At 66.8% G+C, this 9,064-nt stretch carries 9 protein-coding genes; 7 read left to right on the forward strand and 2 right to left on the reverse strand.

Annotation, left to right across the window (positions count from 1 at the left end):
* Positions 1-233: 233 nt before the first annotated feature.
* Both ACR9ZJ_RS17985 and ACR9ZJ_RS17990 read right to left on the reverse strand, forming a co-directional pair.
* A complete protein-coding gene (locus tag ACR9ZJ_RS17985) occupies positions 234-1,010 on the reverse strand; it encodes a hypothetical protein (protein ID WP_481288531.1) in 777 nt (258 codons plus the stop codon).
* 146 nt (positions 1,011-1,156) lie between these two features.
* Positions 1,157-1,939 carry a hypothetical protein gene (locus tag ACR9ZJ_RS17990; RefSeq protein WP_481288532.1) on the reverse strand — a complete coding sequence of 261 codons (783 nt, stop codon included), beginning with the start codon at positions 1,937-1,939 and terminating at the stop codon, positions 1,157-1,159.
* 255 nt (positions 1,940-2,194) lie between these two features.
* Here ACR9ZJ_RS17990 and ACR9ZJ_RS17995 point away from each other — a divergent pair, with 255 nt between their 5' ends.
* The 7 genes from ACR9ZJ_RS17995 to ACR9ZJ_RS18025 all read left to right on the forward strand — a co-directional run bounded on the left by ACR9ZJ_RS17995 (position 2,195) and on the right by ACR9ZJ_RS18025 (position 9,017).
* On the forward strand, positions 2,195-2,722 hold the full coding sequence (locus ACR9ZJ_RS17995; RefSeq protein WP_481288533.1) for a MarR family winged helix-turn-helix transcriptional regulator: 528 nt from the start codon (positions 2,195-2,197) through the stop codon (positions 2,720-2,722).
* A complete protein-coding gene (locus ACR9ZJ_RS18000) occupies positions 2,719-4,179 on the forward strand; it encodes an efflux transporter outer membrane subunit (RefSeq protein WP_481288534.1) in 1,461 nt (486 codons plus the stop codon). The genes ACR9ZJ_RS17995 and ACR9ZJ_RS18000 overlap by 4 nt, the downstream gene beginning before the upstream one ends.
* Positions 4,176-4,418 (forward strand): hypothetical protein, encoded by a 243-nt coding sequence (locus tag ACR9ZJ_RS18005; protein ID WP_481288535.1) that lies wholly within the window; start codon positions 4,176-4,178, stop codon positions 4,416-4,418. The genes ACR9ZJ_RS18000 and ACR9ZJ_RS18005 overlap by 4 nt, the downstream gene beginning before the upstream one ends.
* 18 nt (positions 4,419-4,436) lie before the next feature.
* The gene (locus ACR9ZJ_RS18010; RefSeq protein ID WP_481288536.1) at positions 4,437-5,375 is read left to right on the forward strand and encodes an EmrA/EmrK family multidrug efflux transporter periplasmic adaptor subunit; all 939 of its coding nucleotides are present in this window, start codon (positions 4,437-4,439) and stop codon (positions 5,373-5,375) included.
* Complete coding sequence (locus ACR9ZJ_RS18015; protein WP_481288537.1) at positions 5,372-6,940, forward strand: DHA2 family efflux MFS transporter permease subunit; 1,569 nt, start codon at positions 5,372-5,374, stop codon at positions 6,938-6,940. The genes ACR9ZJ_RS18010 and ACR9ZJ_RS18015 overlap by 4 nt, the downstream gene beginning before the upstream one ends.
* A 107-nt stretch (positions 6,941-7,047) precedes the next feature.
* Complete coding sequence (phaR, locus tag ACR9ZJ_RS18020; RefSeq protein WP_426284845.1) at positions 7,048-7,548, forward strand: polyhydroxyalkanoate synthesis repressor PhaR; 501 nt, start codon at positions 7,048-7,050, stop codon at positions 7,546-7,548.
* An 89-nt stretch (positions 7,549-7,637) separates the two neighbouring features.
* Positions 7,638-9,017, forward strand: a complete 1,380-nt coding sequence (locus ACR9ZJ_RS18025; protein WP_481288538.1) for an FAD-dependent oxidoreductase — start codon at positions 7,638-7,640, stop codon at positions 9,015-9,017.
* Positions 9,018-9,064 lie beyond the last annotated feature (47 nt).

The following is a 9,064-nucleotide window of genomic DNA, read 5'->3' on the forward strand; positions in this document are numbered from 1 at the left end:
CCAATCGAGTCGCCCGGTCAGGAACAGACCTAGTGGGAGCTTGGGAACAGCCCTGTGGGAGCCGACCTTGTCGGCGATCCCGCGGCAGCGGGCCAGATTGAGGCAAGCACCCATCGCCGACAGGGTCGGCTCCCACAGGCATCCTTTCCCGAGCGACGGTGCAACCGGAGCGACGAGGGTGGCGGCCGACGGCTCCGCCTGCCGCGCTTCCCGGACTTCCGTGAAGAACCTCTTTATTTCGCCCTGGGCGCAAGTGTCTGGTAGACGAGATCGCCATGGGGCTCCCTGCCGTTACGACTGGCGCGAATGACGAAGCTGGCACCGGGTGCCCCGTCGCCCACGCGAACCAGGTGGGTGAACGCGGCTATCCCCTCTGAATTGACGGCTTCGCTTATCCAGGCTGCCGGGTATCCCGCGTAGGTCAGTTGCGAGTGGGTTCCGTTGGGGTCTTCGATATGAAACCGCACTGTACCGAACGTTATCGGCTTACCCACCTTGTCCACCAACTGCACGGTCGCTGCGATGACAACGGCAGTTCCCGCCGTGATGGACTCGTTACCACCGCTCAAGACGTTGATGGCGGTGGGAGTCGCGTCGGAAACCCGTATCGTGAAATCGGCATTGACGTCATCGCCCGCACTTTCGGGCGCCGTTACCCGAACGACAGCGGTTCCCGGAGTCCTGCCGGATAACAGCGTGTCCGTCGGCATGACAGCGCCAGAACCGTCCGTCAATCCATAACTATCCTCAACAGGGATTCCCGCCACGATGAAGGCTGTTCCCGTCGGGTTCGCCGAGTCCTTCACGGCAAAACGAACGGCGTGCCCCGCGGCCGGCCGGCCCTGCGCGTCAAATGCCATGACAAAAAGCGGGAAGACCACGCTGTCGCAATCCACCGTCCTGTCGAGCTCGCCAAATGCTTGCAATCGCGCGACGGGTTCCCGGCGCTTGCTCCTTTCCCGGCGCAGTTTCTTGATGAGAGCCTGCGGGATGACAACGGGTTCATTCATCTGAAGTGTCCTTATTCAGAAGATGACGGATGTGCAGCGCGGAATCGAGGCAAGTCGCCATCGACCGGCGCGATCCATGCGAGTAGGCAAGTAAAGGTCAGAGGTACGAAAGGTCAAGCCCGATCGCCTGCGATCGATGGCAGGCGTCACGTCGCCGGGATGGCAAGCGTCCTGTAGGTGAGATCGTGGTATGGCGCCCTGCCGTCGCGGCTCATGCGAATGGCGAAACTCTTGCCCGGCGCGCCGTCACCCACGCTCACGATGCTGTAAAAGCCGACCTTTCCTTCGGAATCGACGGAGAAGGCCGTCCAAGCAATCGGATTCTCTGGAGACTCCAGCTGGGAGTGGGTGCCATCCGGATCCTCGATGTGAAAGCGTACCGTGCCGTAGGGAATCGGTTTTCCCGCCGCATCCAGCAGCTGAACGATTGCTTCTACGAGAACCGCGGTGCCCACCTGGAACGATTCGTCGCCGCCGCTCAGAATCTTGAATTGCGCCGGTGTCGCATCGGAAACCCGAATCCTGTAGTCCGCATGTATGCCCTCTCCACCACTCAGGGGTGCGGTCGCCCGAACGAACACCACTCCCGGCGACTTGCCCGACCGTAGCGCCTCGGTGGGCATGACCACGCCAGCGCTGTCGGTCATGCCATAGCCGGCGATGGCAGATACACCATCCGCGAGGAACGTCGTGCCCGTGGGATTCTCCGGATCGTCCTCCCGCACGGCGAAGCGAATGACCTGACCCGCCGCGGGCTCGCCCTGTGCCTCGAAAGCCGCGACGAAGAGAGGATAAATATCGATGCCAGGATCGACTGTCCTGTCGGGCGCGGCCAACGCTTCCAACCGTGCCACGGGCATACGGCCTTCGTGCGTCCGCCGCCACTGCGCCTCAATGAGTTCCTTGGGAATGAGCCGTGCCTTTTTCATCTGACAGTCCTTGTTCAGTAGTTGGTGAATCGGGAGAGACCAAATAACGCCCGCGACGACGAAAGAGCAAGCACGGCGAATCGTCGACGCCCCGCTTTCGCTGCGTGGTTTCGGCCCCGCCGGTCCTATCCGGCGGATTCACCGGGGTTTTAGCGCAACCCGTGGCTTGCGATGCCCGACGCTGCCTGGCAGCTTGCGGACCCACTGGCATCCTTGCTAGCCTGATAGTTCACCAGCGAACTATTATCCAGCGAAATGTCCAGCCTCCAACCTTGTGTCGATGCGCTCTACGAGGGGGTCGGCCGCGTCGCCGACCGTATCCCGGAGCTGCCGAAGTCCGAGGTGATCCTCGTGCGCCTGCTGATGTTGACGGCCGGCGCCCTGCTGCGTGAGTTCGAGAGCAAGCTCAAGCCCCACGGCCTCAACGACAGCGATTTCCGCACGCTGATGATGCTGTACAGCAGCGAGGACGGCAGCGCCACGCCGGGCGAGCTTTGCGTGCTCGCCGAGCAGAAGCCCACCAACATGACGCGCATCGCCAACGTGCTGGCCAAGCGCGACCTCATCTCCCGCTCGCACGCCACGCATGACCGGCGCCAGGTGTTGCTGCGGATCACGCCAGCCGGCCGGCGTTTCGTCGCCAAGCTGCTGCCACCCATGTTCCCGGCCGTGGCGGAGTCGTTCGCCTGCTTCAGCGCCGCGGAACGGAAGACCTTCGAAAAGCTGCTCAAGAAACTCGCCCTGCACATCGACCGCACGGTCGACACGGACGCCAGCCCATGATTCGTACCTCGCTCCGCCCCACCCTGCTCGCAGGCGCCGTGGCCGTGTTGCTCGCCGCCTGCCACGTGCCGGCGAAGATCGATCGGCCGGCACTACGCGAGGAGGCGCCCCTGGCGGGCCTCTCCACCGGCACCCGTGCCGGCTGGCCCGCGGCCGACTGGTGGCGCGTCTACAACGACCCGCAGCTCGACACCCTGATGGACCTCGCGCTGCGCGGCGCGCCGGACCTCGTCCAGGCCAGGACGCGCGTGGAGTCCGCCGAGCAGAACATCCGCGTGGCCGCCGCGCCGGCCGGCCTGCGCGTCGACGGCAGCGGCCAGGTCGCGCGCCAGCGGATGAGCGAGCACGGCCTCATTCCTTCGCAATTCCTCGGGTTCACCTGGTACAACCAGGCCGACCTCGGCATCCAGGTCCGCTACGACTTCGACTGGTGGGGCAAGAAGCGTTACACGATCGAATCCGCGATCGACAGCGCACGCGCCGCCGAAGCGGAACGCTCGGCCGCTTCGCTCAACATCCAGGCGGTGGTCGCGGACACCTATTTCGGATGGCTCGCCGACGAGTCCCGTGTCGCCCTCGCCGATCGCCTCGTCGCCGCGCGGGAGCGTGCCTTGCGCATCGCCGAATTGCGGGTGAAACAGGGCGTGGACGAACCCGACACGGCGCAGCAGGCGCGGGCCGAACTGGCCGGCGCACGGCAGCAACGCGTCGCGCTGCAGGGTTCGGCGGATATCCGCCGCGCCTCGCTCGCCACCCTGGTCGGCGTGTCGCCCGCCGAGCTTCCCACGTTGACGCCACGGCCCCTGCCGGCGGTGACGCCCGGGCTGCCGACGGACGCCGGTACCGATCTCATGGCACGCCGGCCCGATATCGCCGCCAGCCGCTGGCAGGTGGAAGCCGCGCTGCGCCAGACCGACGCGGCGCGCGCGCAATTCTTTCCCGACGTGAGCCTGAGCGCCATGGCAGGCCTGTCGAGCATCGACATGGACAAGGTCTTCTCGGCCGACAGTCGCGTCTTCTCCCTCACGCCGGCCATCCATCTGCCGATCTTCGAGGGCGGCGCACTGGAAGCCAATCACGGTGTCAGCCGCGCGCAACTCGGCGCGGCGGTCGCCCAGTACAACGCCGCCGTGGCGAGCGCCGCGCGCGACGTGGCGACGCAGGCGCTCGGCGCCCAGCAGATCGCCGCGCGGCGCGCGCAGCAGGACGCCCAGGTCGAGGCCGCTAACGCCTTGCTCGCCAGCGCCCGTGCCCGCGCCGCGCGCGGCGTTCGCGACGATCGCGAATCGCTGGCGACCGAAGCCGCGCTGATCCAGCAACAGGACATGGAGGCCGACCTCCATGGCCAGGCCCTGGCCACCGACGTCGCCCTGATCAAGGCACTCGGCGGCGGATACCGCGCCGAAACCATCACATCCCCTTCCACGCCTCGCACGAACGGAGCCACGAGCCCATGAGCGCCAATTCCACCGACACGCCGCGCGCACAGGACGATGGCGGCAACGCGCCGAAGGACAAGCGCAAGCGCGCCCGCGCGCTATTGATCGCGCTGACCGTCTTCGTCCTCGCCGCGATCACGTGGGTCCTGCTCTGGCTGTTCGTTTTCTCCACCAGGGAGACCACCGACGATGCGTATGTCGGCGGCAACCAGGTGGGTATCTCGGCCCAGGTGCCGGGCATCGTCGTCCGCGTCTAGGCCGACGACACGCAGCGGGTGAACGCCGGGCAGGTGCTCGTCCGGCTCGACCCCACCGATGCCGACGTCGCCCTGCGCAAGGCCAGCAGCGCGCTCGCCCAGGCGGTGCGCCAGGTACGCCAGCAGACGCAGTCGGCGGCGGGCGCGGACGCCTCGCTCGTCGCCCGGCGGCAGGACCTCAAGCGCGCGCAGGACGACCTCAAGCGTCGCCTGCCGTTGCTCGCTGAAAAGGCCGTGGCGCCCGAGGAAGTGCAACACGCACGGGACGCGGTCACCAGCGCGCAGTCCGCGCTCGACGCCGCGCAGCGCCAGGCCGACGCCGCCCGCGCCCTGGTCGACGGCAGCGACGTGCAGGGCAACCCCGCCGTGGAACAGGCCCGCGCCAATTTCCGCCAGGCCTGGGTCGCCGCGCAGCGCAACGCGATCGTCGCCCCGATCGATGGCTATGTGGCCCAGCGCAGCGTGCAGGTCGGCAACAGCGTGCAGCCCGGCCAGCAACTGATGACCGTGGTGCCGCTGCACGACCTGTGGGTAGACGCGAACTTCAAGGAAAGCCAGCTGCGCCATGTGCGCATCGGCCAGCCGGCGAAGATCGAGGCGGATATCTACGGTGGCGGCGTGGAATACCACGGCAAGGTGGTGGGCCTGGGTGCCGGTACCGGCAGCGCGTTCTCGCTGCTCCCCGCGCAGAACGCCACCGGCAACTGGATCAAGGTCGTGCAGCGCGTGCCCGTGCGCATCGCGCTCGACCCGCAGGACCTCGACAAGCATCCGCTGCGCATCGGGCTGTCCACCGCCGTGACGGTGGACATCACCGACGACAAGGGTGACGTGCTAGCGAAGCAGCCGTCCACGACGCCGGTCGCCCAGACCCGGGTCTACGACGAGGTCGCCGCGAAGGCCGATGCCGCCGCCGACGCCATCGTTCGTGACAATCTCGGAGCCGACGTGCCTTGAGCGACGCCGCCGCCCTTCCCGACGCCTCCCCCGCCAACGGCCCCAAGCCACTGCATGGCGGGCCGCTGGTCCTGCTGACGATCGCCGTCGCGTTCTCCACCTTCATGGAGATCCTCGACATGACGATCGTGAACGTCGCCGTGCCGCATATCGCGGGCAGCCTCGGCGTGAGCCCGAGCGAGGGCACGTGGGCCATCAGTTCCTACGCCCTGGCCAGCGCGATCATGCAGCCCCTGACGGGCTGGCTGGCGAAACGCTTCGGTGAAGTGCGCACGTTCTGTGTATCGGTGGCCCTGTTCGTCGCGTTCTCCATGCTCTGCGGCCTGGCGACGAGCATGCCGATGCTGGTGATCTTCCGTCTCCTGCAAGGCGCGGGCTCGGGCCCGATGGTGGCCTTGTCGCTGTCGTTGCTGCTGGCGAGTTATCCAAAAACCAAGCAAGGCATCGCGCTGGCGATGTGGGCGATGACGGTGGTGGTGGCGCCGATCTTCGGCCCGATCCTCGGTGGCTACCTCACCGACAATTTCTCCTGGCCGTGGATCTTCTACATCAACGTGCCCGTGGGGGCGGCGGCCGGCGTGGTGACCTGGAGCATCCTTCGCCACCGCGAGACGAAGATCGTGCGCGCGCCCATCGACACCGTCGGCCTGGCCTTGCTGGTGATCGGCGTGGGCTCGCTGCAGTTCATGCTCGACAACGGCAACGACCACGACTGGTTCGCTTCGCCGATGATCCTCACGCTGGGACTCGTCGCGCTCGTGGCCCTGGTCTTCCTGGTGATATGGGAACTCACCGCGAAGCATCCCGTGGTGGATCTCTCGCTGTTCACGCGGCGCAACTTCGCCGTGGGCGTCACCGCGCTGTCGCTGGGCATGCTCGCCTTCTTCGGCATCAACGTGGTGTTCCCGCTGTGGTTGCAGACCACGCTGGGCTACACCGCGACGTGGGCCGGCCTCGCCACCGCGCCGGTGGGCATCCTCGCCTTCCTGGTGTCACCGTTCATCGGCAAGAACATCCAGCGGCTCGAATTGCGCGCCGTGGTGACCTTCGCCTTCATCGTGTTCGCCTTCACCGCGTTCTGGTTCTCGGAGTTCAACAGCGGCGCATCGTTCGCCACGCTGGTGCTGCCACGCTTCATCATGGGCATCGCCATCGCGTGCTTCTTCATTCCGCTCAACCAGATCTTCCTCTCCGGCCTCAATCCGGACCAGGTCGCGGGTGCATCGGGACTGGCGAACTTCTGCCGTACCCTGGCGTCGAGCGTGTCCACCGCGGTGACGGTCACCCTGTGGCAGCACCGCACCGAGTCGCACCATGCCTCGCTCACCGAGTACGTGACGCATGCATCGCCCGCGACCACGACCTTCACCCAGCAACTCACGTCGCTCGGCATTCCGGGCAAGCCGGGGCTGGCGGTGGTCGACCAACTGGTGACCCGGGAAGCGGCGACGCTGGCGGTGAACGACGTGTTCTGGGGCTGTGCGCTGCTTTTCCTCGCCCTGATCCCGATCCTCTGGCTGGCGAAACCGCCGTTCGGCAACGCGGGTGGCGCGGCGGCACATTAAAACAAAGTTAGCTAAATCGATCCAAACTGCGAATGTGAAATCCGTAAACGATTACGGCCAGCTGCCGCAACTGGTGCGGCGCAATACCTCGTGGTAGCTTTCGCCGCATGGCACAAACCCTACGCATCATTAAGAAGTATCCGAACCGTCGTCTCTACGATACGGAAATCTCGAGCTATATCACGCTGGAGGAAGTCCGCCAGCTGGTGCTCGACGGGGAAACTTTCGAGGTCCGCGACGCCAAGTCCGGTGAAGACCTGACCCGCTCCGTCTTGCTGCAGATCATCGCGGAGCACGAGGAGCACGGCCAGCCCATGCTGTCGCCGCAGCTGCTCTCGCACATCATCCGCTTCTACGGCGACTCCCTGCAGGGCTTCATGGGGCCGTACCTGGAGCGCAGCCTGCAGGTCTTCCTCGACCAGCAGCAGCAGTTCCGCAACCAGCTCAACAGCCTGATGGGCCAGACGCCCTGGTCCATGCTGAACGAGATGACCGAGCGCAACCTCGACGTCTGGAAGTCGATGCAGCGCGGCTTCCTCGACGCCGCCACGGCCAAGCCGGCGGAACCCGTCCGGCCCGCTGCCCGTACGGGCAAGAAACCCAGCTAAGAAGCCCCGCCGTCGCGGGCTTGCCCCCGGCGGCGCTGCGGCGCACGATGCGCTGCCCCGCAATATCTCGCGCCCGGATGCAGGCCTCCATGCCCCGTAACGACATCGCCGTGGTCGGCGCCGGACTGGTCGGCGCCCTGGTCGCCACCCTGCTTACCCAGCGCGGTTTCCGCGTCACCGTCTACGAGAAGCGCTCCGATCCCCGCCAGGCGGGTTTCCAGGGCGGTCGCTCGATCAATCTCGCCCTGGCCGAACGCGGCCTGCATGCCTTGCGTGCCACCGGCCTTGCCGATCGCGTGCTCGAACAGGCGGTGATGATGCGCGGGCGCATGGTCCACGATCCCGCCGGCCATAGCGGCCTGCAACGCTATGGCGTGGACGATTCCGAAGTGATCTGGTCGGTGTCGCGCGGCGGCCTCAATACGCTGATGCTCGACGCCGCCGAGGCGGCCGGCGCCACGGTGCATTTCGACCAGGGCCTGGCGGGCGCGGACCTCGACGCAGGCACGCTCTCCTTGCACGATGCCCATGGCGTGGAACGCACGGTCGAGGCGCCCATCGTCATCGGCGCGGACGGCGCCGGCTCCGCGCTGCGCGCGGCCATGCACCTGCACTCGCCGTTGGGCGAGCGCGTCGAGGAGCTGGGCCACGGCTACAAGGAACTGGAGATCCCGCCAGGAAGCGATCCCGCCACTCCGTTCGCGATCGAGCGCAACGCGCTGCACATCTGGCCGCGCGGACATTACATGTGCATCGCGCTGCCCAACCGCGAAGGCAGTTTCACCGTCACCCTCTTCCTGCCCAACGACGGCGAGCATCCCAGCTTCCGCACGATCGCGGGCGCGGGCGCCGCGGAAGCGTTTTTCCGCGCCGATTTTCCCGATGCGCTGGCCCTCATGCCCGAGTTCGCGGCCGACTGGGCGGCGCATCCCGTCGGTACCCTCGGCACGCTCTACCTCGACCGCTGGCATGTCGGCGGGCGTGCCTTGCTGATCGGCGACGCCGCGCACGCGATCGTGCCTTTCCATGGGCAGGGCATGAATTGCGGCTTCGAAGACGCGGCCGAACTGGCGGACCTGTTCGCCGCGCAGCCAGGCGACGCCGCGGCCGTGTTCGCGGAGTTCGAGCGCCGGCGCAAGCCCAATGCGGATGCCATCGCGCAGATGGCATTGGAAAACTACGTGGAAATGCGCGATTCGGTCGCCGATCCGCATTACCTGCGCAAGCGCGAGCTTGGCGCGCTGCTGGCCGAGCGCTCGCCCACGCATTACCTCCCGCGTTACCGCATGGTCACCTTCACCCATCTCCCGTATGCGTACGCGCTGGAGCGCGGGCGGGCGCAGGACGTGCTGGTGGAGCAGCTGCTGCGAGGGCATGAGGCGGTGGCTTCGGTGGACATGGATGCCGCCGTGCGCACGCTGGAGGCGACGCTGCCGCCGCTGCCTGGGCAGGCGTTCGAGCGGGGGTGAAGTTCGGCTCCGTGGGAATCGCCGACAGGGTCGGCTCCCGCCAGATC

It is taken from the genome of Luteibacter sp. KNZ12-1A (genome assembly GCF_056755675.1).

What these genes read in the sequence shown, in the direction of transcription:
- ACR9ZJ_RS17985 (WP_481288531.1), bottom strand. Translation starts at nt 1,010, where the DNA reads ATGAATGAACCCGTTGTCATCCCGCAGGCTCTCATCAAGAAACTGCGC.
- ACR9ZJ_RS17990 (WP_481288532.1), bottom strand. Translation starts at nt 1,939, where the DNA reads ATGAAAAAGGCACGGCTCATTCCCAAGGAACTCATTGAGGCGCAGTGG.
- ACR9ZJ_RS17995 (WP_481288533.1), top strand. Translation starts at nt 2,195, where the DNA reads ATGTCCAGCCTCCAACCTTGTGTCGATGCGCTCTACGAGGGGGTCGGC.
- ACR9ZJ_RS18000 (WP_481288534.1), top strand. Translation starts at nt 2,719, where the DNA reads ATGATTCGTACCTCGCTCCGCCCCACCCTGCTCGCAGGCGCCGTGGCC.
- ACR9ZJ_RS18005 (WP_481288535.1), top strand. Translation starts at nt 4,176, where the DNA reads ATGAGCGCCAATTCCACCGACACGCCGCGCGCACAGGACGATGGCGGC.
- phaR (WP_426284845.1), top strand. Translation starts at nt 7,048, where the DNA reads ATGGCACAAACCCTACGCATCATTAAGAAGTATCCGAACCGTCGTCTC.
- ACR9ZJ_RS18025 (WP_481288538.1), top strand. Translation starts at nt 7,638, where the DNA reads ATGCCCCGTAACGACATCGCCGTGGTCGGCGCCGGACTGGTCGGCGCC.